Origin of the sequence: Paraburkholderia sp. RL17-347-BIC-D (assembly GCF_046027915.1) — a bacterium.
Lineage (GTDB): Bacteria > Pseudomonadota > Gammaproteobacteria > Burkholderiales > Burkholderiaceae > Paraburkholderia.
Genome location: NZ_JARESS010000004.1, coordinates 103,351 through 129,165 on the forward strand (window position 1 = coordinate 103,351; position 25,815 = coordinate 129,165).

Annotated in this window: 25 protein-coding genes; 14 read left to right on the forward strand and 11 right to left on the reverse strand. The window is 64.4% G+C overall.

The window, feature by feature from the left end; translation table 11 throughout:
• Positions 1-48: 48 nt before the first annotated feature.
• Complete coding sequence (argS, locus tag P0D96_RS07760; RefSeq protein WP_408312797.1) at positions 49-1,839, reverse strand: arginine--tRNA ligase; 1,791 nt, start codon at positions 1,837-1,839, stop codon at positions 49-51.
• Positions 1,840-2,275: 436 nt separating this feature from the next.
• Here argS and P0D96_RS07765 point away from each other — a divergent pair, with 436 nt between their 5' ends.
• Positions 2,276-2,602: a DUF1840 domain-containing protein gene (locus P0D96_RS07765; protein ID WP_408284039.1), complete on the forward strand. Its 327-nt coding sequence runs from the start codon at positions 2,276-2,278 to the stop codon at positions 2,600-2,602.
• A gap of 146 nt (positions 2,603-2,748) precedes the next feature.
• On the opposite strand, the gene P0D96_RS07770 is transcribed toward P0D96_RS07765, so the two are convergent.
• The 7 genes from P0D96_RS07770 to P0D96_RS07800 all read right to left on the reverse strand — a co-directional run bounded on the left by P0D96_RS07770 (position 2,749) and on the right by P0D96_RS07800 (position 11,116).
• Positions 2,749-2,958, reverse strand: a complete 210-nt coding sequence (locus tag P0D96_RS07770) for a hypothetical protein (protein WP_012431543.1) — start codon at positions 2,956-2,958, stop codon at positions 2,749-2,751.
• Between the two features lie 159 nt (positions 2,959-3,117).
• Positions 3,118-5,835: a methionine synthase gene (gene metH / locus P0D96_RS07775; protein ID WP_408181152.1), complete on the reverse strand. Its 2,718-nt coding sequence runs from the start codon at positions 5,833-5,835 to the stop codon at positions 3,118-3,120.
• An 87-nt stretch (positions 5,836-5,922) separates the two neighbouring features.
• Complete coding sequence (locus P0D96_RS07780) at positions 5,923-6,993, reverse strand: homocysteine S-methyltransferase family protein (protein WP_132376251.1); 1,071 nt, start codon at positions 6,991-6,993, stop codon at positions 5,923-5,925.
• A 311-nt stretch (positions 6,994-7,304) separates the two neighbouring features.
• On the reverse strand, positions 7,305-7,562 hold the full coding sequence (locus P0D96_RS07785) for a BTH_I0359 family protein (protein ID WP_007179533.1): 258 nt from the start codon (positions 7,560-7,562) through the stop codon (positions 7,305-7,307).
• A gap of 117 nt (positions 7,563-7,679) precedes the next feature.
• A complete protein-coding gene (locus P0D96_RS07790) occupies positions 7,680-8,468 on the reverse strand; it encodes an alpha/beta fold hydrolase (RefSeq protein WP_408312802.1) in 789 nt (262 codons plus the stop codon).
• Between the two features lie 187 nt (positions 8,469-8,655).
• Positions 8,656-9,945 (reverse strand): DUF3108 domain-containing protein, encoded by a 1,290-nt coding sequence (locus tag P0D96_RS07795; protein WP_408181154.1) that lies wholly within the window; start codon positions 9,943-9,945, stop codon positions 8,656-8,658.
• A gap of 277 nt (positions 9,946-10,222) precedes the next feature.
• On the reverse strand, positions 10,223-11,116 hold the full coding sequence (locus P0D96_RS07800; protein WP_408312806.1) for an IclR family transcriptional regulator: 894 nt from the start codon (positions 11,114-11,116) through the stop codon (positions 10,223-10,225).
• A gap of 128 nt (positions 11,117-11,244) precedes the next feature.
• Here P0D96_RS07800 and P0D96_RS07805 point away from each other — a divergent pair, with 128 nt between their 5' ends.
• The 6 genes from P0D96_RS07805 (at position 11,245) to rfaE2 (ending at position 17,611) form a co-directional block, all read left to right on the forward strand.
• Complete coding sequence (locus P0D96_RS07805) at positions 11,245-12,228, forward strand: fumarylacetoacetate hydrolase family protein (RefSeq protein WP_408181156.1); 984 nt, start codon at positions 11,245-11,247, stop codon at positions 12,226-12,228.
• 254 nt (positions 12,229-12,482) lie between these two features.
• Positions 12,483-13,718, forward strand: coding sequence for an ABC transporter substrate-binding protein (locus P0D96_RS07810; RefSeq protein ID WP_408312810.1), 1,236 nt, complete (start codon positions 12,483-12,485; stop codon positions 13,716-13,718).
• Positions 13,719-13,767: 49 nt separating this feature from the next.
• Positions 13,768-14,655 (forward strand): enoyl-CoA hydratase/isomerase family protein, encoded by an 888-nt coding sequence (locus P0D96_RS07815; protein ID WP_408181158.1) that lies wholly within the window; start codon positions 13,768-13,770, stop codon positions 14,653-14,655.
• Positions 14,656-14,737: 82 nt separating this feature from the next.
• On the forward strand, positions 14,738-15,544 hold the full coding sequence (locus tag P0D96_RS07820; protein WP_408312813.1) for a PhaM family polyhydroxyalkanoate granule multifunctional regulatory protein: 807 nt from the start codon (positions 14,738-14,740) through the stop codon (positions 15,542-15,544).
• Between the two features lie 555 nt (positions 15,545-16,099).
• Positions 16,100-16,972, forward strand: a complete 873-nt coding sequence (locus tag P0D96_RS07825) for a ferritin family protein (RefSeq protein WP_132376243.1) — start codon at positions 16,100-16,102, stop codon at positions 16,970-16,972.
• 156 nt (positions 16,973-17,128) lie between these two features.
• Positions 17,129-17,611 (forward strand): D-glycero-beta-D-manno-heptose 1-phosphate adenylyltransferase, encoded by a 483-nt coding sequence (gene rfaE2, locus P0D96_RS07830; protein WP_012431554.1) that lies wholly within the window; start codon positions 17,129-17,131, stop codon positions 17,609-17,611.
• A 114-nt stretch (positions 17,612-17,725) separates the two neighbouring features.
• On the opposite strand, the gene P0D96_RS07835 is transcribed toward rfaE2, so the two are convergent.
• Genes P0D96_RS07835 through P0D96_RS07845 form a run of 3 tightly spaced genes read right to left on the reverse strand, consistent with a single transcriptional unit; the run spans position 17,726 to position 19,721 of the window.
• On the reverse strand, positions 17,726-17,965 hold the full coding sequence (locus tag P0D96_RS07835; protein WP_132376242.1) for a hypothetical protein: 240 nt from the start codon (positions 17,963-17,965) through the stop codon (positions 17,726-17,728).
• A gap of 53 nt (positions 17,966-18,018) precedes the next feature.
• On the reverse strand, positions 18,019-18,831 hold the full coding sequence (locus P0D96_RS07840; RefSeq protein ID WP_408312818.1) for a type III pantothenate kinase: 813 nt from the start codon (positions 18,829-18,831) through the stop codon (positions 18,019-18,021).
• Complete coding sequence (locus tag P0D96_RS07845; RefSeq protein WP_408312820.1) at positions 18,828-19,721, reverse strand: biotin--[acetyl-CoA-carboxylase] ligase; 894 nt, start codon at positions 19,719-19,721, stop codon at positions 18,828-18,830. The genes P0D96_RS07840 and P0D96_RS07845 overlap by 4 nt, the downstream gene beginning before the upstream one ends.
• A gap of 105 nt (positions 19,722-19,826) precedes the next feature.
• On the opposite strand from P0D96_RS07845, the gene P0D96_RS07850 reads away from it, so the two are divergent.
• From P0D96_RS07850 to P0D96_RS07880, 7 genes are all read left to right on the forward strand, one after another.
• The gene (locus P0D96_RS07850) at positions 19,827-20,960 is read left to right on the forward strand and encodes an MlaE family ABC transporter permease (protein ID WP_132376239.1); all 1,134 of its coding nucleotides are present in this window, start codon (positions 19,827-19,829) and stop codon (positions 20,958-20,960) included.
• Positions 20,957-21,835: an ABC transporter ATP-binding protein gene (locus tag P0D96_RS07855; protein WP_132376238.1), complete on the forward strand. Its 879-nt coding sequence runs from the start codon at positions 20,957-20,959 to the stop codon at positions 21,833-21,835. The genes P0D96_RS07850 and P0D96_RS07855 overlap by 4 nt, the downstream gene beginning before the upstream one ends.
• A 16-nt stretch (positions 21,836-21,851) precedes the next feature.
• Positions 21,852-22,814 carry an MlaD family protein gene (locus P0D96_RS07860; protein WP_132376237.1) on the forward strand — a complete coding sequence of 321 codons (963 nt, stop codon included), beginning with the start codon at positions 21,852-21,854 and terminating at the stop codon, positions 22,812-22,814.
• A 30-nt stretch (positions 22,815-22,844) separates the two neighbouring features.
• Complete coding sequence (locus P0D96_RS07865; protein WP_132376236.1) at positions 22,845-23,471, forward strand: ABC-type transport auxiliary lipoprotein family protein; 627 nt, start codon at positions 22,845-22,847, stop codon at positions 23,469-23,471.
• Between the two features lie 31 nt (positions 23,472-23,502).
• On the forward strand, positions 23,503-24,660 hold the full coding sequence (locus P0D96_RS07870; protein ID WP_132376235.1) for a VanZ family protein: 1,158 nt from the start codon (positions 23,503-23,505) through the stop codon (positions 24,658-24,660).
• A gap of 139 nt (positions 24,661-24,799) precedes the next feature.
• Positions 24,800-25,123: a (2Fe-2S) ferredoxin domain-containing protein gene (locus P0D96_RS07875; protein ID WP_408312825.1), complete on the forward strand. Its 324-nt coding sequence runs from the start codon at positions 24,800-24,802 to the stop codon at positions 25,121-25,123.
• A gap of 9 nt (positions 25,124-25,132) precedes the next feature.
• A complete protein-coding gene (locus P0D96_RS07880; RefSeq protein ID WP_132376233.1) occupies positions 25,133-25,777 on the forward strand; it encodes an alpha/beta hydrolase in 645 nt (214 codons plus the stop codon).
• Positions 25,778-25,815 lie beyond the last annotated feature (38 nt).

Genomic DNA, 25,815 nt, shown 5'->3' on the forward strand with positions numbered 1-25,815 from the left:
ACGGCCGTCGATTATAACGACGGCCGCATGCATGTTGCGCCGGAGGACTTACATCTTGACGGGAGCGGAGACGCCGATCGTCGCGAGACCGTTGGCCAGCACTTGACGCGTGGCCGCGAGCAGCGCGACGCGTGCATTGCGCTCGGCCGCATCGTCGACCAGCACGCGCTCGGCTCTGTCATTGTAGAACGAGTGGAATTCCCCGGCGAGGTCGCGCAGATAGAACGCGACGGCGTGCGGCGCGAGTTCGTCGGCGGCATGTTGCAGCATGTCCGGGAATTCGGCGAGCTTGTTCAGCAGGGCCATCGCGCGTTCGCTGGTGAGCGGCGCGACGTCCACGTCAGCCAGCGTGCTTTCGTCCGTGCTGTAGCGCGCCTTGCACTCGGCGATGACCGAGCAGATCCGCGCGTGCGCATACTGGACGTAGTGCACCGGATTCTCGTCGTTCTGCTTCAGCGCGAGGTCGATGTCGAACACGAATTCCGTATCGGCCTTGCGCGAGATGAGGAAAAAGCGCACCGCGTCGCGGCCACGGCGAATCGTTTCCTCGTCGATCAGATCGAGGGCGGCTTCCGAGCCCGGCGTCGCGCCGCCCGACCATTCGATCAGGTCGCGCACCGTCACGTAGCTGCCGGCGCGCTTGGAGATTTTCACCTCTTCGCCGTTGCGCATGACCGTGACCATCTTGTGCAGGATGTAGTCGGGATAGCCCTTCGGAATGCCGATGCCGAGACCCTGCAGGCCGGCGCGCACCCGCGCGATCGTGCCGTGGTGGTCCGAACCCTGAATGTTGATGACCTTGGTGAAGCCGCGTTCCCACTTGGCGACGTGATAGGCGACGTCCGGCACGAAGTACGTGTAGGTGCCGTCGCTCTTGCGCATCACGCGGTCTTTGTCGTCGCCGTCGTCGGTGGTGCGCAGCCACAGCGCGCCTTCCTGCTCGTAGGTCTTGCCGGCGGCGATCAATGCGTCGACGGTTTTCTCGACGCGGCCTTCCTTGTACAGCGACGACTCTAGGTAGTACTGGTCGAACTTCACGCCGAACGCCTGCAAGTCCATGTCCTGCTCGCGGCGCAGGTACGCCACGGCGAAACGGCGGATCGCTTCGAGGTCTTCGACGTCGCGCGCGCCGGTGACCGGCTCGCCGTCGCTCGCGGCCACGGTGGCGCCGCTCAGATAGTCTTGCGCGATCTCGGCGATGTACTCGCCGTTGTACGCCGAAGCCGGCCAGCCTTCGTCGCCGGGCGCGAGGCCGCGGGCGCGTGCCTGAGTCGACAGCGCGAGCGTCTGGATCTGCACGCCGGCGTCGTTGTAGTAGAACTCGCGATGCACGTCCCAGCCTTGCGAGGCCAGCACGTTCGAGAGCGCGTCGCCGAGCGCGGCCTGACGGCCATGGCCGACGTGCAGCGGGCCGGTCGGGTTGGCCGAGACGAATTCGATCAGCACATGCTTGCCGGCGTCGCGTTGCGAGCGGCCGAAAGCCTCTTTCTCAGCGAACACGGCGGCGATCACCGCCTGCTTGGCAGCGGACGCGAGGCGCAGGTTGATGAAGCCGGGGCCGGCCACTTCGGCGGCTTCGATGAGGCCCTTGGCCTGCGGTTGCGCGAGCAGCGCGTCGACGATCTGTTGCGCCAGCTGGCGCGGATTGGCGCGCAGCGGCTTGGCGAGTTGCATCGCCACGTTGCACGCGACGTCGCCGTGCGCGGCGACCTTGGGGCGCTCCAGCGTGATGGTGGGCGACACGAACGCGGCTTCGGCCGCGCCTTGCGAGGCGGTCGCGACTTGCTTCACCGTGTCGGCGAGCAGTGTTTCGAGGGTATGTTTATGTGCAGGCAGCATGCTTGTTGCGAGTCCAGTGAGGCAATCCGGTGATGCGGGAGAGGCGCCGGCCGCGCGGCAGGCGCGGCCGGTTCGTCAGAAGCGTGGAAAGCGGCATGCATTTGCCGAAGCGCAGCGGTCGCAATGGGTGCGGTATCAGGCACGTTGCCTGCAACGCATCAAGCGCGGTGCGCGCCGGCTTGCCGTGGCGTTGGCTGGCGCGGCATGCGGGTTGCGCCCAACCGGCCGGGCCACGCTCCCTGCGCTTCGCCGCACACGGCGCATTGCGGCACGCTTTTCCGTCCAGACGGATTTTAGCAGGTGCTAATATGTTCAATGAGATGCCCAACAAGGGCCGTGGCCGCCGCGCCTGATCGGCGAGCCAACGTAACGCGCGCTGGCAGCCGCCTTTGAGCCGCTCGCGCGCCAATCCAACATAACGAAAAAGGGAACAGTCATGTTGATTACTTTCAAATGCCGAGCCAGCCCGGACGTGATGATGCTGGAAAACCTTGCCCAGTACCTGGTCGGCATCGTCGGCAAGCGGCTGGGTCAACGCGGCGTCATCACTCACGACGAACTGGCCCCCGCCATCGAGAAACTCGAGGCAGCGATTTCCGTCGACAAGCAGGAACGTGCCGAGCACGACGGCCATTTCCACGAAGGCGAAGACGGCCACGAGCATCACGAGATTCCGCCGGGACTCGCGCAGCGCGCGTATCCGTTCCTCGACATGCTGCGCGCGGCGCAGAAGGAAAACGCGGATATCGTCTGGGGTATCTGAGCCGGCGCTGAACCGCTGTGCGCGGCGCTTTAGATAGAGCCGCGGCGCCCGGCGGCGCGAACCTTGCGCACCAACGAAAAGAGCCCGCTCGATGCGGGCTCTTTTTCGTTCAGAGATTCAGACCGACCGGCGCTGCCGTACTGTGCTTACTGGCTGGCGGCGTCCGCCGGCGCGGCCGCGGGAGCCGACGCACCCTTCTTCGCTTTCTGTTTCTTCGGTTTCTTGACGTGTTTCACCGTGGGCGGCGAATACGAACTGACCGAGCTGGAACCGCCAGGCGCGGCGGGCTGGGCCAGCGCCGCCGTGGCGCCCAAGGCAAGCGAAACAGCGGTCAACAACAGCGTCAGCTTCTTCATACGATTTTCTCCGTTGACGATTGCAATTAGTAAGCCGACGCGTTTTGGCCGCGTCTGGCGGGGTCAAGCCGCCTCAGTCTACAAAGCCGAAAATTACGTTGCCGCAAATATTCAGTCTTTCAAGGCCGATATAGTGGGCTTCCCGCCACGCCCGAAGGCTTACAGCAAAGGCGCCAAGGCCCGTTCCGCATCCGTTTTCGACAGCGACATGCGCTTTGCGTAGTCTTCCAACTGGTCCTGACCGATCTTGCCAACCGAGAAGTAAGTGCTGTCCGGATGCGCCAGATAGAAGCCGGAGACGCTCGCCGCCGGCAGCATGGCCAGCGATTCGGTCACGCTCATGCCGATATCGGTGGCTTGCAGCACGTCGAACATGTCGCGCTTCACCAAGTGATCCGGGCAGGCCGGATAGCCGGGCGCCGGACGGATGCCGTGGTACTTTTCCGCGATCAGGTCGTCGTTGGAGAGGGTTTCGGCGTTCGCGTAGCCCCACAGGTCGCGCCGCACGCGCGCATGCAGCGCTTCGGCGAAGGCTTCGGCGAAACGGTCGGCGAGTGCCTTCAGCATGATCGCGCTGTAGTCGTCGTGGTCCTTTTCGAACTGTTTTTCCTTCACGTCGACACCCAGACCCGCCGTCACCGCGAACATGCCGATGTAGTCGGCCACGCCCGAATCCTTCGGCGCGATGAAGTCGGCAAGCGAGCGGTTCGGCCGCATCACGCCGTCCACCACCGGACGCACGCTCTGCTGGCGCAGATTGCGCCACGTGAGCGCGACTTCCGAGCGCGATTCGTCCGTGTAGATTTCGATGTCGTCGTCGTTCACGGTGTTGGCCGGCAGCAGCGCGATTACGCCGTTCGCTTGCAGCCAGCGACCCTGGATCAGACGCGCGAGCATCGACTTGCCGTCCGAGAATACACGCCGCGCCGATTCGCCGACGATCTCATCGTTCAGGATGGCCGGATACGGGCCGGCCAGGTCCCACGTCTGGAAGAACGGACCCCAGTCGATATAGTTCGCCAGGTCGCTCAGATCGAAGTTCTTGAACACGCGGCGGCCGATAAACTTCGGCTTGACCGGCTGGTAGCTCGCCCAATCGACCTTGGTTTTGTTGGCGCGGGCTTCGGCCAGTGTCACCATCGGCAGCGCTTTCTTGTTGGCGTGCTGATCGCGGATCCGGTCGTAATCGGACTTGAGTTCGTCGAGGTACTTCGCCGCGCCTTCGTCGGACAGCAGGCTCGATGCCACCGAGACCGAGCGCGACGCGTCCGGCACGTAGACCACCGGCCCTTCGTAATGCGGCGCAATCTTCACGGCGGTGTGCACGCGCGAGGTGGTCGCGCCGCCGATCAAAAGCGGAATCTTCTTGATGCGGAAGTAGTCGTCGCGCTGCATTTCCGAGGCGACATACGCCATCTCTTCGAGGCTCGGCGTGATCAGGCCGGAGAGCCCGATGATGTCCGCGCCTTCGACCTTCGCCTTGGCGAGAATGTCGTTGCAGGAAACCATCACGCCCATGTTGACCACTTCGAAGTTATTGCACTGAAGCACCACCGAGACGATGTTCTTGCCGATGTCGTGCACGTCGCCCTTCACCGTGGCGATGACGATCTTGCCCTTCGCGCGCACGTCGGCGCCCGCTTCGGCCATCAGCTTCTTTTCTTCTTCGATGTACGGAATCAGATGCGCGACGGCCTGCTTCATCACGCGCGCCGACTTCACCACTTGCGGCAAGAACATCTTGCCCTGGCCGAACAGGTCGCCGACGATGTTCATGCCGTCCATCAACGGCCCTTCGATCACGTTGATCGGGCGGCCGCCGTCCGCGGCGATCTTCGCGCGGACTTCTTCGGTGTCTTCGACGATGAAGTTGGTGATGCCATGCACGAGCGCGTGCGACAGACGCTTCTCGACCGGCTGGTTGCGCCACTCGAGGTTTTCTTCCTTCTTCGCCGCGCCGGTCTTGAACTTGTCGGCGATTTCGAGCAGCCGGTCGGTGCCGTCTTCACGGCGGTTCAACACGACGTCTTCAACGCGTTCGCGCAACTCCGGATCGAGGTCGGCATACACGCCGAGCTGGCCCGCGTTGACGATGCCCATGTCCATGCCCGCCTGGATCGCGTGATAGAGGAACACGGTGTGGATCGCTTCGCGCACGGGATCGTTGCCGCGGAACGAGAACGACACGTTCGACACGCCGCCGCTCACCTTTGCGTATGGCAGATTCTCTTTGATCCAGCGCGTGGCGTTGATGAAGTCGACGGCGTAGTTGTTGTGCTCTTCGATGCCGGTTGCGATCGCGAAGATGTTCGGATCGAAGACGATGTCTTCCGGCGGAAAACCGACTTCGTTCACCAGAAAGTCATACGAGCGCTTGCAGATCTGCGTCTTGCGCTCGAAGGTATCGGCCTGGCCCTTTTCGTCGAAGGCCATCACCACCGCGGCCGCGCCATAGCGGCGAATCAGGTTCGCGTGGTGGCGAAACGCTTCTTCGCCTTCCTTCAGCGAGATCGAGTTGACGATCGCTTTGCCTTGCACGCACTTCAGGCCCGCTTCGATCACTTCCCACTTCGACGAGTCGATCATGATCGGCACGCGCGCGATATCCGGTTCCGACGCGATCAGATTCATGAAGCGCACCATCGCCGCTTTCGAATCGAGCATCGCCTCGTCCATGTTGACGTCGATGACCTGCGCGCCGTTTTCGACCTGCTGCCGCGCCACCGCGATCGCGTCGTCGAACTGGTCGTTCAGGATCATTCGCGCGAACGCCTTCGAGCCGGTCACGTTGGTGCGTTCACCGACGTTGATGAAAAGCGTCCCGGACGTGACGTTGAACGGCTCGAGGCCGGAAAGGCGCATGGTGTGATCGGTCATGGCGTATGTGCTCGATTGCTGCGATTAAGTGCGTCGTGTTCGATAGCGGAAGTGCGGCGGCGCCTGCTCGGCGAGGCGCCGCTGGGCTCAGGCTGCGTCGCGGTATTGCGTGGGCCACGCGCGCGGCTTCACTTCGGCCAGCGCCTGCGCAATCGCCGCGATATGCTCCGGCGTCGTGCCACAGCAACCGCCGGCAATATTCACAAGCCCGGCCTGCGCGAATTCCTTCAGTAGACCCGACGTATCCGCGGGCAGTTCGTCGAAGCCCGTATCGCTCATCGGATTCGGCAAGCCGGCGTTCGGATAGCACGACACGTAAGTGTCGCAAAGCTTGGCCAATTCGGCGATATACGGGCGCATCAAAGCCGCGCCCAACGCGCAATTCAAACCGAACGTGAGCGGCTTCGCATGACGCAGCGAGTTCCAGAACGCTTCAACCGTTTGACCCGACAGAATGCGGCCCGACGCATCGGTGACGGTGCCGGAGATCATGATCGGCAAACGCTCGCCGGTGTCTTCGAACAGTTCGTCGAGAGCAAACAGCGCAGCCTTCGCATTGAGCGTGTCGAAAATGGTCTCGACGAGGAACAGATCCGCGCCGCCGTCGAGCAAAGCCTTGGCCTGGTCGTAGTAGGCCGCGCGTAGTTCGTCGAACGTCACATTGCGCGCGCCCGGATCGTTCACGTCAGGGGAAATGCTCGCGGTCTTCGGCGTCGGTCCGATCGCGCCGGCCACGAAGCGCGGCTTGTCGGGCGTCGAAAATTTGTCGCAGGCGGCACGCGCCAGTTTCGCCGATTCGAGATTCATCTCAACGGCGAGCGCTTCCATGCCGTAGTCCGCCTGGGCAACCGTGGTCGCACCGAACGTGTTGGTTTCGATGATGTCCGCGCCCGCCGCCAGATACTGCTCGTGGATCTCGCTGATGATTTGCGGCTGCGTGATCGACAGCAGTTCGTTGTTGCCTTTGATGTCGCGCCCGTAGTCCTTAAAGCGCTCGCCGCGATAGCGGGCTTCGTCGAGCTTGTAGCGCTGGATCATCGTGCCCATTGCGCCGTCCAGGATCAGGATGCGCGACTTGAGCAGCGCGGGCAGCCCCGTGCCGCGCGTGTAGGCGGCGTCGGGACGGACTGGCGTGGCGGTTTGAGCGGGCTGGTTCATGGCGGACGAGGGCTTGCGCCGGCTTTTTCGGGAAACCTGTCATTGTAGCCGCTGCCGGGCAGATCCGCCCGGCGCGGGCGAGGCGCAGTCACCCGGGCTGTCGAGGTGCGCTGCATGGAAAAGAACGTAAAAGCGAACGTTAAAGCAAACGTTAAACCGGCATGGCAAAGAAAACGGCCCAGCGAGGCAAAAGCCTGCTGGGCCGCTTCATATTTGCCGACCGACTTGTAAAAGCCGCCGGGTTACCCGGTTACGGGGCCGGACGGCGCGGTCGATGTATGTCGCCAAAAACGTTAAATCGAACCCTGCCGTTAGTGAAGAATCACCGGTTGATGCATCAGGCTGTCGAACTGGCCGAGGAATTCGTCTACTTCATCCAGCGACGGCTCCTCTTCGATCAACTTCTGCACGTGCTCGCGAAAACGCGCCGCCATTGCTCCGTCGATATAGATCTCACGCTGCATGTTTTTGTCGACGATCTCGTAGCCGCCCGACTTCATGGCCAGCGGGCCTTCCTGCGGCGGAAACTCGACGACACAATAGTTGGGGCTGTTGTAGATCATTTGCATGGCGACACTCCTTATTTCCGTTGGCTCCTGGCCATTCCTGCGCCATAGGTGGAGCGTATGGTTTGGAATTCAAGGGGTGGGTCCGGATTGACGCTTGTAAAGTTCCGAACCTACCGGTTAGACCGGCCTTTCAAGAAACGTTTCAAGCAGTGCAGCAAAACGGTGAGATTGCTCGATGGGCGCGAGATGAGCGGCATCCAGCAGTTCGAAACGTGCGCCTTCGATGGCGTCTGCTATTGCCTGTGTAGAAGCAGGCGGCGTGCCCGTGTCGTGGCGGCCCGCCACGGTCAATGTTGGGCATCGGATTGCTCCCAGCTTACTGCGTACGTCGAAATCGCGCAGGGCTTCGCACGCCATGGCGTAGCCTTCTGACAACGTGTGGGTCAACACGTCGCGGATCTGCTCGACCGCTTCGGGATGCGCGGTCTGAAAATCGGGCGTCAGCCAGCGGCTCAATGTCGCGGGCACGAGCGACGCCATCCCGTCGCGGCGGGCCGCCGCGGCGCGCTGATCCCACGTGGCGCGGGCTTCCGGCGGCGTGCCGGCGCTGCTGTCGGCGATCGTCAAGGAGTCGACGCGCGCGGGATGATCGAGTGTAAATTGCTGGGCGATCATGCCGCCCATCGACATGCCGACCAGATGCGTACTGGGTGCGTCGAGTGCATCGAGCAGCGTGACGAGATCGTGCGACAGATCGGCGATGCTGAAGGGCGCGCCGGATGCGGCGGTCTTGCCGTGGCCGCGCACGTCGTAGCGCAGCACGGTGTAGTCGTCGCGGAAATAGCCTGCGAGCTGGTCCCACACGGACAAATCACCACCGAGCTGATGGATGAACGTCAGCCACGGGCCGCCGCCCTCGTTGCTCAGCACATAGCGCGTCTCGATACCGTTGATGTTCACTTGCATGCGGGCTCCTTTGAAGGGGAACGCAGTGGAAGGGTCCATTCGCGCGCGCTGTGTCCCATCTGTCATGGGCTAATTACCGCTGATCCATATACGCAGCATAGGCGCGAACGGTTGCAGCAGGTGGTGCGAGTCAACCTTAATGCGGAAGTTTCGCCGATCTGATGGAGACCTAGTTCGGATTCGTCGCTTAGGGTTTGATGATGCCGGGTGTATTGGCGGGATCGGTCGGATCGACCGGAGATGAGGGCATGGCCTCGGGCGTAACTGCCGATGCGGCCGGCGCTGGCGGGCTGGTCGAAATATCAGGGGAAGCCGTGCTTGCATCGCCATTGCTGCTGGGCGGGCTGCCGGCCGTGTCGGCATTGAGCTTGCCGCGCCACACCAGTTCGAATTGCGTGCCGTTAGGTTCCGTCTGAACGATACGCGCGGGCAGCCAGCCGAGCGACGGCGCAAGCCACACGTCGATGCGGCGCAAATCGCCATCACGGCGGGGCAGGCGCTTGAAATGGCGCGTGTCGAGGAAACCTTGGGCGGTGCGGATGGTTTCATCGCCGATCGTCTCGACCGGCCAGTTTTCGCCGCTATCGTTATCCACCACGAAGAACTGCCGCGTCACGCCCGGTTTGTAGGCGGCCGGGTCACCGCGCACGAGGCTGGCGAGTTGCATCACCATGCTGAAACGGTCCTGCGCGCCGTCGGGCAACTGCAGCGTGGTCGGGGTGCGGGTAAAGGCGATTTTCTTGTCAGTGCGGTTGAAGATCGCGATGTCTTCCGGCCGGCGGCCGCGTTTTTCGACGTACTGCTCTGGCGCGAGGCCGAATGCGTCGATGCGGCCGTGGCTCGAATACACGAATGTACCGATGAAAGGCAGCGGCACGGAGACGACCATTTCGTAGCTTTGCGCGTTGCTGGTCCAGTGGATCGTGCCGGGCTGGTTGCGCACACCGTTGTAGAACGTGTCGTATTGCAGTTCGCCCGATGGCGGGACGGAGAACTTCACGCCGGGCGACGCTTGCGGCGCGCTCGCGGCAGCGGGCGCGCTGGCTGTGCCGGCGGCGCTGGCGGTGGCATTGGGTGCCGCGGTGGGGCCTGCTGCGGCCGGGGAGCTTGCCATGACGTCAGATGCCGCGGCAGGTGCTGCTGGCGCGGCCTGCTTTGCCGGTTGCAAGGCGGTGAGCACATGTTCGCGCGGCTTGCTCGCCGCGGCGTGGCGCGCCGGTGCCGGTTCAGGCACGGGTGACGCGGCGGCCGGTTTGCGTTCGATGCGTTCGGGCGTCAGCAACGCGACCTGCACGGGAACATGCTCATTGTCCGAGGGGTTGAGCGTCGCGCGATTGCGCTCGACCCATTGCGCGGCGATCCAGTGCAAAACGGCCACGACCAGCAGCACCACGATCCAGCGCCACACGCGCAAACCGGTGCGCGGCCCGCTGGGCGGCGTGCGATCGGAACGGCGGGTCACGGGAGCTGAGGACATCGGTCAGTGAATGTGTGCGGGCGGAAAGCTTCGGGATCGACGAGCAGCACGTGCGAGCGGCGATTATTGCGAAAAAGGCGCCAGGCCTGATGCCTGATGCGTACGAGGCAGGCAGCGAACCGATTCGACCGCACAGCCGCGAGCGATGTTCCGCGCCGATGAAAACAGGCGTACGTTCAGTACGCAGAACCACGCATGCAACGCCGTATCGTCGCCTTGCCGACTGAGTTCGCTTCAAGTCTTGCGACCAACAAGCGCCCAACGCGCAACAACACGCCTATTCGTCGCGTGGCGACGCACTATACCCCAGCTCATACGACAGCTTTTCCGCGCACTCGCGCAACGCCGTATCGATCTCGCCGCCCCAGCGAATATCGAACGCGCCTTCATGACCGAGCGCGACGAGGCCGAGCGCGAGTTCGCCGGTCGAATCGAACACCGGCATGCAGAACGCGTGAATGGTCGGCAGCAACATGCCTTCCACGCGCGCCGCCTGATGCTCCCGCACTTGCGCGAGGATCTGCTCGACTTCGTCGCGCGTGCGCGGGCCACCCATATGCGACGAACGGCGCGAGTCGGCCAGTTCGCGTTCGAGCATCGCAGCGGTCTTGCTCGATGGCAGGTACGCGGCGAACAGCAGACCGGTGGCGGAACTGAGCAGCGGCATCACATCGCCGAGTTTCAGCGACGCCTTGGCCGGATAGCTCGATTCCATCCAATGCACCATGGTCGGCCCCTGATTGCCCCATACCGCGATGCCCACCGTGAGATCGAGCCGGTCGCGCAGTTCCGACAGCGCGACGCGTGCGAGCTTGACGCCGTCGACCCGAGCCAGCCGCGCGAGTCCCAATTGCAGCGCGAACCCGCCAAGCTCATAGCGGCCCGACAGCGGGTCTTGCGACACCACACCGAGGCGCAGAAAACTCACGAGATAACGATGCGCCTTCGCCGGGCTCATGCCCGCACGCTGGGCGAGATCGCGCAGCATCATGGCGCGCGGCTCGTGGGTCAGCACGTCGAGCAATTTGAAGCCGACTTCGATCGACTGGATGCCCGAGCGCAGCTTTTCCTCGCCGCTCTCGACGCTGTCGTCGTCGGGTTCGGTCGGGTCGAGCGGTGGAGCGGAGTCGGCGTCGGTACGGATCGCGCCGGAGCGGGCATTTGGAGGCATGAGCGAGGCGCACGCAGCGCATTCAAAAAGTGGTACACGGATGACGCAGACTGCGGGCACTTGGGCCGCGCCGATTCACCATCGTAGAATAGATTCCTTCTATCGTCACTAACACGGTTCATTCCTCTATGAAACTTGCCACGCTGAAGGACGGCACGCGCGACGGCCAGCTGATCGTCGTGTCCCGCGACCTGCACACCGCGGCTATCGCCGACGTGATCGCGCCCACGTTGCAGCGCGTGCTCGACGACTGGGCCTTCTACGCGCCGCAATTGCACGATCTGTACGACGCGCTCAATCAGGGCCGCGCGCGCAACACCTTCTCGTTCGACGCCAAGGAATGCATGGCGCCGCTGCCGCGCGCGTTTCAATGGGCCGACGGCTCGTCGTATGTGAATCATGTCGAACTGGTGCGGCGCGCGCGCGGCGCGGAAATGCCGCCGGAATTCTGGACCGATCCGCTGATGTACCAAGGCGGCAGCGACGACTTCATCGGGCCGAAAGACGACGTGCTGTGCGCATCCGAAGCATTCGGTATCGACTTCGAGGCGGAAGTCGCCGTGATCACCTCCGACGTGCCGATGGGCGCCACGCCCGACCAGGCGCTCAGAAGCGTGCGTCTGATCACGCTCGTCAACGACGTCTCGCTGCGCAATCTGATTCCCGCCGAACTCGCGAAAGGTTTCGGCTTTTTCCAGAGCAAGCCGGCCACCTCGTTCGCGCCGGTCGCGGTGACGCCCGACGAACTCGGCGAACACTGGCGCGAAGGCCGCGTGCATCGGCCGATGATCGTCCACTGGAACAACAGGAAGGTCGGTCAGCCGGACGCCGGCACTGACATGGTGTTTCACTTCGGCCAGTTGATCGCGCACGCGGCGAAGACACGCAACCTGCGAGCAGGCGCGATCGTCGGCTCGGGCACGGTGTCGAACAAGGACGCCAAGCGCGGCTACTGCTGTATCGCCGAGAAGCGCTGCCTCGAAACCATCGAGCACGGCGCGCCACAGACCGAGTTCATGAAGTACGGCGATACGGTGAAGATCGAAATGTTCGACGAAGCGGGCAAGTCGATTTTCGGTTCGATCGACCAGGGCATCGCGCCGCTGGATTGAAGCACCGCTTTTGTGCGGAGTGCGGCGTCCGGGCCGCGTTCCGCAGCGCGCCGCGCCGGATTCGAAAGGGTTTCGCCCGATGCCGCGGCGAGTGCGCGCGGCTACACTGACTGGCGCGACGGCGTGGCGGGGGTGGCCGACTGCGGGTTCATCGCAGGACCGTCGCAAAGCCGCGTGTGAACGGCACGTGAGCAGGGCATGAGCCGGGACATCGGCAGCACATCAAAAACGAAAAACCAACGTGAGGAGACAGCATGCCGCGATTCGAATCTCTTGAACCTGGAACCCGGCGCGCTCGCGCATCCAACCACTTGGGCTTGACGCCCTGGCGCAATCGGCTTGCGCGCCGCGCCGTTGCGTTATGCGCGACGCTTGCCGGCGTGTTGCCCGGCATCGCGCTGGCGCAAGTGAAAATCGGCCTCGTGTTGTCGCTCACCGGGCCGGCAGCGTCGCTCGGCATTCCCGCGCGCGATACGGTCGCGCTGCTGCCCAAACAGATCGGCGGTCAGAGCGTCGAATACATCGTGCTCGACGACGCGTCCGACACGACCCAGGCCGTACAGGACACCAAGAAGCTGATCTCCGAAAATCACGTCGACGCGATCATCGGTTCGTCGATTACGCCGAATTCGCTGGCGATGATCGACGTGGTCGCCGAAGCTCAAACGCCGATGATCTCGCTGGCGTCGTCGGCGAAGATCATCGAGCCGGTGGACGCAAAACGCCACTGGGTCTTCAAGACGCCGCAAACCGACGCAATGATGGCGTCGGCGATCGCCGAACATGCGAGCCTGCACGGCGTCAAAACCATCGCGTTCATCGGCCAGGCCGACGCGCTCGGCGAGACCTTCTACGCCGAGGTCGCGAAGTTCGCGCAACTGCATCACATCGAGATGGTGGCGAGCGAGCGCTTCAATCGCACTGATCCGAGCGTGACTGGCCAGGTCCTCAAGATTCTCGCGACGCACCCAGACGCGGTAGTGGTCGGCGCGGCCGGCACGCCCGCCGCGTTGCCGCCGAAGACGCTCAGGGAGCGTGGCTACAAAGGCATGATTTATCACAATCACGGAGTCGGAAATAACGATTTCCTGCGCGTGTGCGGCGCCGACTGCAACGGCACGTTCCTGCCCGCGAGTCCGGTGCTGGTCGCCGCGCAATTGCCGGCGGATCATCCGGCCAAGCGCCTCGCGCTCGACTACATCGCGCGCTTCGAAGCGGTGCGTGGCGCGGGCAGCGTGTCGGCGTTCGGCTCGTACACATGGGACGCCGGCATGCTGCTCAGCAACGCTGTGCCGATCGCGCTGAAAAGCGGCACGCCGGGCACGCCGGAATTTCGTCGCGCGCTGCGCGATGCGCTCGAGGCGACGCGCGGTCTCGCGGACACCAACGGCGTCGTCAACATGAGCGCCACGGATCACCTCGGGCTCGATCAACGGGCGCGTGTGATGGTCGAAATCAAGAATGCAAAGTGGGTTTATCAGCCGCGTTGAATGAACGCGGCACGGTTCAACCGATACACCGATACACGGATTGCTCATCATGTCTCAGGCACCACACCGTAACGACGCGTTTTACGCGCACTACCAGTCGCTCCAGTTGCATCGCCATCCGCACGGCGTGCTCGAAGTCGTGATGAGCGGCGAGGGCGCCAACAAGAGCGCGCTCGCCACCGCCAACGCGCGCATGCACTTCGAACTCGCGGAGATCTGGCGCGACATCGACCGCGATCCCGATACGCGTGTGGCAATCATTCGCGGTGAAGGCAAGGGCTTTTCGGCGGGCGGCGACCTGCAACTCGTCGAAGACATGGCGACCGATTTCGACGTGCGCGCGCGAGTGTGGCGCGAGGCGCGCGATCTCGTCTACAACGTAATCAATTGCAGCAAGCCGGTTGTGTCCGCCATGCACGGACCGGCGGTGGGTGCCGGGCTCGTCGCGGGCCTCCTCGCCGACATCTCGATCGCGACGAAGACGGCGCGCATCATCGACGGGCATACGCGTCTGGGCGTGGCCGCGGGCGATCATGCGGCGATCGTCTGGCCGCTCCTGTGCGGCATGGCGAAAGCCAAGTACTACCTGATGCTGTGCGAGCCGGTGAGCGGCGAGGAGGCGGAGCGCATTGGGCTCGTCTCGCTCGCCGTCGACGAGAACGATTTGTTGCCCAAAGCATTCGAGGTCGCGCAGAAGCTGGCCAACGGCTCGCAAACGGCGATTCGCTGGACCAAGTACGCGTTGAACAACTGGCTGCGCTCGGCGGGACCGGCGTTCGATACGTCGCTCGCGCTGGAATTCATGGGCTTTGCCGGGCCGGACGTGCGCGAAGGCGTGAACTCGCTGCGCGAGCGGCGCGCGCCGGATTTCGGCGGCGCCGACCCGTGGCGCGCACCGCCGTCGAACGGCGGCGCGACAGGCGGCGAGGGCTCCTGAGGCCGCCTGCCGCACGGTATGATCGAAACAGACGCGCGCGGGACGGCGCTCCTTCTTTACTTTACGCAGCGAGGCGACAAGCATGACCGATACTCCTGGCTCCACGCCGCCCTTTCCCGGCTTTCCCGGTTTCCCGCCCGCTGAAATGCTCGAACGCATGTGGGGCATGATGCGGCTGTCGCCGTTCGGCTCGGCTTTTTCCGGCGCGCAGCCGGCCGGCGGCGGCCTCGGACCGTCGCTCTCGATGATGTCCGACATGATGGCGCCGCTCACCAACGTCGAGGAACTCGACAAGCGCATCACCGACATGCGCGCGGTCGAGCAATGGCTCAAGCTGAACCTGAGCATGTTGCAATCCGCGATTCAGGCGCTCGAAGTGCAACGCGCGACGCTCGCGACACTACGCGCGTTCGGCGCTTTCGCGCAGTCGTCGATGGCGCAACCCGCAGAGTCGGCCGCGCCGAGTCCCGCGCCGGCGACGGGCTGGCCGCATCCGGCGGCGCCTGCCCCGGCGCCAGCGCCGGCCGCTTCGGCGAGCGCCGCTTCGTCGGCTGAGGAGCCGGCCGGCGGGGAAGAGGAGGCGCCCGGCACGCCGCCCTTCGACGCATCCGCGTGGTGGAATCTGCTGCAATCCCAATTCAACCAGATCGCCCAGTTCGCGATGACGCAACCGCCGAACGCCGGTGCGGGTGCCGAGGCATCTGATTTTGTGCCCGACGATGCGGAGGCTTCGGCAGCCGGCGGCGGGCCAGCGGCCGACGCGCCGCAGGCGCCGGCACAGGACGCGGAATCCGCGGCCAGGCGACCGGCGGCGAAGCGGGCGCCGGTGGCCGCGAAGCGCACGAGCGGCGCGAGCGCCAGCCCGAAAGCCACGAAAAAGTCTGTCTAAAGGCGGGAATGAAACGCGGTGGCGTGACGCGGGTGACGACGCAGCACAGAAAGGCGAGTTCGCCGTCTGTCATGGTTTTGACCCCGATCGTCCGCCACACTCCGCGAATCGCGCGTTTTCTTGCGCAAGGTCAGCAGGCACCGGAATTGCGGCTGTTACGGCGCGGGTTCGGCCAGGTCAGCGTGCTATCATTGTGTAAGCTTTATTTTTGGCTTTTGGGCGTGCGCTGAAAACTACCAATCCAGCCGCCCTTGCTCCATTCACCGCCGGCAACACCGGCGCAGGGCTGGACGGTGCGGTTTTCATCGCAAACTGGCTCGACCTCAGGCACAGGGTATCCCTCACCCACGGTTGGCCGCGCAGCGCGTAACGTAGGGGTAGGCGCGCGGGCGCAAATGCCTGGACTTCTTTGCCGTCGGGTGCATCTAGGCGGCCGATTACCGCGTAAAATTGAATGCTTGGCCGGCAAACGGTGCACATCCGTTCGTCGTGAGCAAAAGTACTACACGTAGTAGTGACAGACACACACAGTATGCGCAGAACAGGGGTGGGACTATGAACACCATGCTTTATCCGGAACTTTATAAATCGCTCGAATCCGTTCGATGGGACATGGAGAAAGACATTCCCTGGGACAAATTCGATGCATCGCTATTGACCGACGAGCAGGCAGCGACGATCAAGATGAACGCGATCACCGAATGGTCGGCGTTGCCCGCCACGGAAATGTTTCTGCGTGACAACCATCACGACAGCGATTTCTCCGCGTTCATGAGCGTGTGGTTCTTCGAAGAACAGAAGCATTCGCTGGTGCTGATGGAATATCTGCGCCGCTTCAAGCCGGAAATGTGTCCGACCGAAGAGGAGCTGCACGCCGTGCGCTTCGAATTCGATCCGGCGCCGCCGCTGGAAACGCTGATGCTCCACTTCTGCGGCGAAATCCGCCTGAATCACTGGTATCGCCGTGCCGCCGAATGGCACACCGAGCCGGTCATCAAGCACATCTACGAAACCATTTCGCGCGACGAAGCGCGTCATGGCGGCGCGTACCTGCGCTACATGAAGAAGGCGATGGCGCAAACCGGCGACATCGCGCGTGCCGCGTTTGCGAAGATCGGTGTCCTGATGGCATCGGCTCGCCGCACGGAAAAGCCGCTGCACCCCACCAACTTGCACGTGAACCAGGCACTGTTCCCGCGCGACACGATTCAATCGCGTTTGCCGGATCCGGAATGGCTCGAACGCTGGCTCGACGAACAGATCCGTTTCGACGACGGCTGGGAAAAGAAGGTGGTGGAGCGCATTCTGCACAACCTTTCCATTCTGTTCGAGCGCACGTTCAACACGGCGCAGGAACTGAATCGCTACCGCAAGGAAGTGGTCGCGCGTCTGCAGGCGGATCAGAAGTCGGCTGAACAGCCAGCCTGATGGTCACGAGCAGGTGACTCGGCTTCGCGGCGCCAGGCGCTGCGAACTGGTTTGAAAAAAAGAACGGCCTAGCGCACTTATGTGCGCCAGGCCGTTTTGTTTCATGCGGCCCATCGTGTATGGTGACGGCACCTTCCTGTCCTTTCCGATTCCTCCATGGCTGCCATTTTTGAACGCAAGATTCTGACGCGCGACGCACTGGTGACGCTGCGTCCTTCGCTGAACGCGCCGGTGGTGTTTACCAACGGCGTGTTCGATATCCTGCATCGCGGGCATGTGACTTATCTCGCGGATGCGAAGGCTTTGGGCGCTTGCCTGATCGTCGGCGTGAATAGCGATGCGTCGGTTCGTATGCTGGGCAAAGGCGACGATCGGCCTATCAATAACGAGGCTGACCGGATGGCGTTGCTGGCGGCGCTAGAGAGTGTCGACTACGTGGTGTGCTTCGGCGAAAAGACGCCCGTCGAGTTGATTTCGGCGGTGCGGCCGGACGTGCTCGTGAAGGGCGGCGACTACGACATGGATGTGCTGCCCGAGTCGGCCATCGTGCGAAGCTGGGGCGGAAAGGCGTTGGCGATTCCCTTCGAACACGACCGCTCGACTACCGCACTGCTGAAAAAAGTTCGTACGCAGGGCTAAAGGCCAACTGCCGCGCGAACAACGCACCGACTTCGCGTCTCGCGTCGCCCGCCGCCCGCCGCCCGCCGCGAAGTCTGTCCGCTCGTTGCGTGACTGCTCGAGTTACTGCTTGCGTTACTGCGACAGCGCGGACGCCGCGATCGGCGCCACCGGCGCTGGGCCGCCGACAACAGCCTGATCGGCAGCGTCCGACGCCGTGACCGGCTGCACCTTCAACCATTCCTGATGAACCTGGCGATTCAGATGGTTGGGCTCGCGTCCGCCGGCTGTAGGCGTCGGGCCGAATACGCCGCGCACCGCGACGAATGCCAGCATGTTGGCAAGAAACAGTATGGCGATCAGCCAGCGCAGCATTGTTGGTTTTCCCCGTCCAGAAGTTGAGCCGCCGTTATCCCTATGGCCGCGATTCAGTTGCCGCGTTCCATGACGCGCTCGGCAGCAATCAGCGCAAGACCGGAGAGCACGAGCGAATCGTGGCGAGTATGCGGCACTTTCAGCGCGCTCGCCACTTCGTCCACGGCGCCGCCGCTGACCAGGAGGCGCACCGGAACCTGCCATTCATCCTGCAGATCGCGCCACATGCGCTCGATCAAGCCCGCTTGCGCCAACGTGCAACCGGCGGATAGCGAGCGCGGCGTGTCCGTCGCGAAGAACGGGCCGCGGCGCGTCGTATCGGGCATGCTGCCGTCGAGCAGGCCGCGCGCGGCTTGGGCGTCGAGCGTCGGCAGTTGCGCCGTGTGCTCGCCGAGCGAGCGCATCATCAAGCTCCACCCCGGCGCGATCAGGCCGCCGACAAAGCAGCCGTCCGCGCGCAATGCTTCGAGCGTGGTCGCCGTGCCGAAAGTCGCTATCAGCAGATGTTCACCGGGAAACGCCGCGTGCGCGCCGATCATGCCGGCCCAGCGGTCGCTGCCGAGTGCATCCGGCGTGGTGTAGCTGTTGGTCACGCCGCATTGCCGCGCGCAGGCGCGAATCGTCGTAAGCGGCAGTTGCGGCCAGCGCGCGTCGAGCAATGCGGCAATCCGTGCCGCGACGTTTTCGCCCGCCACATTCGACAACCACGCGCCGCCGGGCGCCGGCAAATCCGACCAGTCCGGCTGATCCGCGCCGCCATGCGTCAGCGCGCCGGCCGCGATCTGGGAGGCGTCCGCCTGCACCAGCGCCCACTTGATGCGGCTATTGCCCGCGTCGATCAACAGCCAGGGCGCGCCGCTCGTCATGCGGCACCGTCGGCCAGACGCAGCGAGACGTCGCCGGTCGCCACGGTCTCGCGGCCGGTCGGCGTGTCGAGCAGCAACTGGCCGCGCTCGTCGACGCCCGTCGCCACGCCGCGCATCTGTTCTTCGCCTTGTTCCAGCAACACCACTTCGCGGCCCGCGTAGGCGTGCACCGCGTTCCAGCGCGCCTGGAACGGCGCGAAGCCTTCAGCGCCGAAGCGCTGCAAGGCCGGTTCGAGCGCGTTCAGCTCGGCGGCGAGCGTGTCGGTGAGGTTGGCGTTGGGCAGCGCGCGCTGCAGCGCGGTCGGCGCGGTGCCGCGCGCTTGCGGCGGCACGCCGGCGTTCAGCGCGCCGACCTTGGCCGCGAGTTCGTCCGCGCCCTTGACGTTGGTGCCGATGCCGATCACCACCGCGCTGGTGTCGTCGGTGCTCCACGCGGTCTCGATCAGGATGCCGGCCAGCTTGTCGCCTTCGAGCAGGACGTCGTTCGGCCACTTCAGCGCGATCTGGCCGGGGCCAGCGACGGGCAGCGAGCGCAGCCCGTCGACCAGCGCGACGCCCACCGCGAGACTCAGACCCGCGAGCCCTTCGAGCGGACACGGCAGCACGCACGCCACGGAAAACAGCAGCGCATTGCCCGGCTCCGCATACCACGGACGGCCACGGCGGCCACGCCCGGCGGTTTGCAGATACGCGACCCGCACGATCGGCCGCGGCAGCGCGCCGGCCTTGCGCGGCAGCGCTTTGACGCGTGCCATCAGGTCGGCGTTGGTCGAGCCGGTTTCCTCGACGATTTCGATCGGCCAGTCATGCGCGTGCGGGCCGAACAGGGCGACGGCGCGCTCGCGATCGATGCGCCAGTCTGCTTGAGGGGGAGTCTTGGAAGCGTTCATGGTTCATATTGTAGCGACAGCGAACCCGGTAAGCCCGCGCGCACGGTTCCTGCGCCGCGCCTTCGTTACAATGGCCGCTAATCCGATAACCAGATTCAACGATCCTTGAACTACGACACTCCGCCCGGCCTCGAAGTCGCGGCAGGCAGCCAAGGCAAGATCGTCCGGCTCTCGGGCCAGTGGACGGCGCTCGCGCTCGCGCGCGACAAGGCCACCGGGCACGTGATCCCTCTATTGCGGTCGCTGGTCGGCGCCGAAGGCATCGGTCAATGGGACCTGTCGCGTATCGACCGGATGGACCACGTCGGCGGCCAGGCGCTGTGGCGCGTGTGGGGCCACAAGATGCCGCCGGACACCACGCTCACCGACACGCAACGCGACATTTTCGAGCGCATCGCCCTGCTGGACACCGTGCGCGAAACCGCCGAGCCGGTGATCAAGTTCGATCCGTTCACGCGGCTGGGGCTCGCGATCTTCTCTTTCTTCGAGCATCTGTATGGCGGCGTGGCCATGCTCGGGCGCGTCGTGCTCGATCTGTTGGCGATCGCGCGCAAACCGAAAATCACGCCGTGGACCGAGATCTCCGCGAACATCTATAACGCCGGCACCAAAGCCATGCCGATCACCGCGCTGGTCGCGTTCCTGATCGGCATCGTGCTCAGCTATCTGTCGGCGCAGCAACTGCGGCTGTTTGGCGCGAACCAGTACATCGTCAATATTCTTGGCCTTTCGGTGATTCGCGAACTCGGGCCCGTGCTCGCGGCGATTCTGGTGGCAGGCCGCTCGGGCTCGGCGATCACCGCGCAGATCGGCGTGATGCGCGTGACCGAGGAACTCGACGCGATGCGCGTGATGGGCATCCCGCACGGCCTGCGGCTGATCCTCCCGCGCGTGGTCGCGCTCGGCGTGGCCATGCCGCTGCTCGTGATGTGGACTAACATCATTGCGCTGGCGGGCGGCGCGCTCGCCGCCAAGATCGCGCTCGGCATCGACATGAACTACTTCGCGCGGGCCTTGCCGAGCGTGGTGCCGGTCGCGAATCTGTGGATCGGCTTGGGTAAGGGCGTCGCGTTCGGTATGCTGATCGCGATCGTCGGCTGTCATTTCGGTTTCCGTATCAAGGCCAATTCGCAGAGTCTTGGCGAAGGCACGACGACCTCGGTGGTGACCTCGATTACCATCGTGATTCTCGCGGACGCCGTGTTCGCGATTCTCTTCCAGAACGTGGGGCTCGGATGATCGCGCCACTCACTCAGGCCGTGCGCGGCCAGCCAATGCCCTCGATCGCCGAGCCGGTGATCGAAGTGATCGACGTGACCAAGCGCTACGGCCGCAACATCGTGCACCAGCATCTGAACCTGGACGTGCGGCGCGGCGAGATCGTGTCGATCGTCGGCGGCTCGGGTTCCGGCAAGACCACGCTGGTGCGGCAGATTCTCGGTCTCGAACGTCCTTCGTCGGGCACCATCAAGCTGTTCGGCGAGAATCTCGCGACCATTTCGCCGGAAACCGCGCTGCTGATGCGCAGCCGCTCCGGCATGCTGTTTCAGCGCGGCGCGCTATTCTCGTCGCTGTCGGTGTTCGACAACATCGCGCAGCCGGTGCGCGAACTCGGCAAGGTGCCCGAAGATCTGTTGCGCGACATTGTGATGCTCAAGCTCGAGATGGTCGGTCTGCCGTGCAAGCACGCGTCGAAAATGCCGTCGGCGCTGTCGGGCGGCATGATCAAACGCGTGGGCATTGCGCGGGCGATCGCGCTCGAACCCGAGTTGCTGTTTCTCGACGAACCGACCGCCGGGCTCGATCCGCAGGCGTCGGATGAATTCGTCGAACTGATCTCCGCGCTGCATCGCGCGCTCGGCCTGACGGTGGTGATGGTCACGCACGATCTCGACACGATGATCGCGCTGTCCACCCGCGTCGCCGTGCTGGCCGATCGCAAGGTGCTGGTCGCCGCGCCGGTGGAGGAGGCCGCGGGGGTCGATCATCCTTTCATCCGCGAATATTTCCTCGGCCTGCGCGGACGCCGCGCGTTGCAGGCGCTGCCGCCGGAGCGCCGCGCGAGGCTGCCGCGGGCGGCGCTCGAGCCGGCATCGTCCGAATTGCCGCTGTGAACCAGGGAACCTGACAATGGAAAACAAATCACATGCCTTCTGGGCCGGGCTCTTCACGATCGTTCTGCTGGTGGCCATTGCGCTGGCGGCATTTTTGTTCAACGTCGACCGTGCCGTGCGGGTGCCGTACGATCTGATTGCGCGCACCAACGTGACGGGCCTGTTTACCGACGCAGCGGTGCGTTATCGCGGGCTCGACGTCGGCAAGGTGCAGTCGATCAAATTCGACCCGGCTCATCCGGGGCAGATTCTGATCCGCATCCTTGTCGATACGCACGCGCCGATTACCCATTCGACGTTCGGCAGCCTGGGGTTCCAGGGCGTGACGGGTATTGCCTTCATCCAGCTGGATGACAATGGGCGCGACCCGTCGCCGCTGCCGTCGTCGGCCAAACAGGTGGCGCAGTTGCCGATGCGCCCCGGCTTGCTCGATCAACTGCAGCAACGCGGCGACGTGTTGCTGCGCAAACTCGAAAAAGTCGCGGACGACGTCGACAATTTGCTGTCGCCGGAAATGGCCGACCAGTTGCAAGGTACGGCCGCAAGCCTGCAGAAAGCCGCCGACGGCGTGGCCACGCTGAGCCAGAAAATGACGCCGGCCGCCGGCATGCTGCCCGACACGATCAAACAGTTGGATCGCACGCTGGTGTCGACAAATCAGCTGATCACCGGCCTGAACCAGCCGAACGGCCCGTTCGAGACCAACCTGAACAAGGTCGGCACGGCCGCGCAGCAGGCCGGCGACGCGCTGGTGTCGATCAATGGCGTCGTGCAGGAACTGTCGGCGCGAGTCGGCTACGACACCTTGCCGCGCGTCAACTCGCTCGCGGAAGACGTGCGCTCCGCGGCCCGCTCGGTGGACCGCGCCGCCGATACGTTCAGCACCAGCCCGCGCAGCGTCCTGTTCGGCGCGCCGGGTGCGGCGCCCGGCCCCGGTGAAGCAGGCTTCAAGTGGCCCGCCGCCCGCGCTGCTCAATGATTTTGAAGGTTTGAAGAAAGGAAGATTGTCATGTCACGTTCGATTCACCGATTCTTGTCCTCGCGCGCCGCGTTCGCGGTGCTGCTCGCATTCGGCGTGCTCGCCGCGGGCTGCGCCGGTACGCCCGCAGCGCTCTCGGACATCCGCTACGACTTCGGCCCGCCGAGTCCGGCAGCGTCAGCGGGCACGTCGCCGGCTGTGAAGGTGCTCGATGTGAGCGCGCCCGACGTGCTCGAGTCGGACAAGCTGATTTACCGCCTGAGCTACGCCGACGCACAGCAGACGGCCGCGTACGCGAACAGCCACTGGACCATGACGCCTTCGCAGTTGCTGACCCAGCGTCTGCGTGGCGCGCTCAGTTCGCGCGGCACCGTGCTGACGGGCGCCGACGGCGTCGCCGCGCCGGTGCTGAAGGTCGATCTGAGCGAATTCGAACAGGTCTTCGACAGCCAGTCCCAGAGTCACGCCGCGGTCACCGCGCGCGCCACCCTGACGCAGAACGGCAAGGTGCTCAGCCAGCGCACGTTCATCGCGCGCGCGCCGTCCAGTTCGGCGGACGCCGCCGGCGGCGCGCAAGCGCTCGCCACCGCCAGCGACGATCTGGTCGCGCAAATCGGCGCATGGCTCGGCGTGCAGGCGCTGGTCGCCGCGCAATGACCGGCTTGCAGCGCACACACAGGAGCGCTGCATGAGCGTAAAACCCTGGGCGCGCCGTCCGTCGGTGCTCGCCCGGCAGGCGCTGGTGCTGTATACCGCGTTGATCGTCTACGGTTCGTGGTATCCGTTTACGGGCTGGCGTTCGCTCGGCCTCGGCCCGTTTGCCTACCTGTCCGATCCCATGCCGCAGTACCTGACGGCGTTCGACGTCGTCACCAACGTGCTCGGCTATATGCCGTTCGGCGCGCTCGTGGTGCTCGCGGTCTATCCGCGCTGGCGCGGCACGCTGGCGGTCGCGTTTGCCTTCGTGCTCGGCGGGTTGCTGTCCGGCGTGATGGAAGCCGTGCAAACCTATCTGCCGACGCGTGTCGCCTCCAACCTCGATCTCGCCGCCAATGCGCTCGGCGCGTTGCTCGGCGCGGCGATCATGTCGCCGGCGACGGGCGCGCTGCTCGATCGCGGCTTGCTGCGGCGCGTGCGGCTTCTGTGGTTCGAGCGCGACCGAGCGGCGCTCGCGTGCCTGGTGCTGGCGTGGCCTTTCGCGACGATGTATCCGGCGCCGCGTCTGTTCGGTCTCGGCAACTGGCCGCGCGCGCTCTGGCTGCGTTTCGATTCGACGACGCAAGATGCCTTGCTCGCGTGGACGCCACCGGGCTGGCACGTCGGTACATGGCCGGCGCTCGCCGCCGCCTGGATGCCTGACGACGTGTGGGAAGCCGTGATCACCACGCTCAACCTGTTCGCCGCGCTCGCGCTGGCGTCGTTGCCGGTGCGCCGCCATGCGCCGCGCGTGCGCCTGTTGCTGCTGTTTATCGTGATGACCTTGTGCGTAAAGGTGGGCGCGACCTTTCTGCAGTCGCAGTCCGGTCTCGCATTCGACTGGGCGACGCCCGGCGCGTTGGCGGGCCTCGTGTGCGGTACCGGCGCGGCACTCTTCACGTTGCGTCTGCGGCGCAGATCACGCGCGGCGCTGGCGGGCGCCGCGCTGACGGTCGCATTGGTGTTCGTCAATCTGCTGCCGGTGAATCCGTATTTCGATGCCGTGCTGGCCGACTGGCGGCAAGGGCGTTATCTGCACTTCAACGGTCTGGCGCACTGGCTCGCGTGGATCTGGCCATATGCCGCACTCGTGTGGCTCGCCTATATCGTCGAGCAGGCATGGCTCAAACGGCGCATGAAGCACACGTGAAGCGCGCACTCGGAGCGTGGGGCAAGCGTGGCCAGCATCAGCGACCGCCAGCCCCGCTCGTTATAATCGTTCGCACAACAGGCGCGCCGCCGTGCATCCAGCGCCGTTCCCCACATTGACAGCCTCGCCCCCGGACATCATGGACTCCTTCTACAAGTATCACGTCTTCTTCTGTCTCAATCAGCGCGAGCCCGGCGCCGAGCGCCCGAGCTGCGCGAACTGCAACGCGCAGGTGATGCAGGAGTACGCGAAAAAACGCGTGAAGAAACTCGGTCTCGCAGGTCCGGGCCAGGTGCGCATCAACAAGGCCGGTTGCCTCGACCGCTGTGAACTCGGCCCGACGGTCGTCGTGTATCCGGAAGGTATCTGGTACACGTACGTCGACGAGAGCGACATCGACGAAATCGTCGACTCCCACCTCGCGAACGGCAAGATTGTCGAGCGTCTGAAAATCGATCAATAAAGCGTCGCCATGAACGTACATACCAGGAAGTATCTGATCGACGGCCCGGTCGGCAAGATCGAGGTCGCGCTGGATCTGCCCGACGAGACGCGCGAGAACGGCGCCGCGCCGCGCGGCATCGCGCTGGTCGCGCATCCGCATCCGCTGTTCGGCGGCACCATGGACAACAAGGTCGCGCAGACGCTCGCGCGCACGCTCGTGCAGTTGAACTACGTGACGTATCGCTCGAATTTTCGCGGTGTCGGCGAAACGCAAGGCGAGCATGACGCGGGCATCGGCGAGCGCGACGACCTGCGCGCCGTGCTCGATCACATGCGCGCCGAACCGGGTCAAGGCGATCTGCCCCTCGTGCTGGCGGGTTTTTCGTTCGGCACGTTCGTGTTGTCGCACGTGGCCGCGCAGTTGCGCGAAGAAGGTCAGGAGATCGAGCGAATGGTGCTGGTCGGCACCGCGGCGAGCCGCTGGGACGTCGCGCCCGTGCCGGAAAACACGCTCGTGATTCACGGTGAAACCGACGAGACGGTTCCCATTCAATCCGTTTACGACTGGGCGCGGCCGCAGGAATTGCCGGTCGTCGTGATTCCGGGGGCGGAGCATTTTCTGCATCGCAAGCTGCACGTGCTGAAGCGGATCATCGTCGACGCGTGGCGGTAATCGGCAGGCGATGTGTGTTTTCCGGGGTACAGGTACGC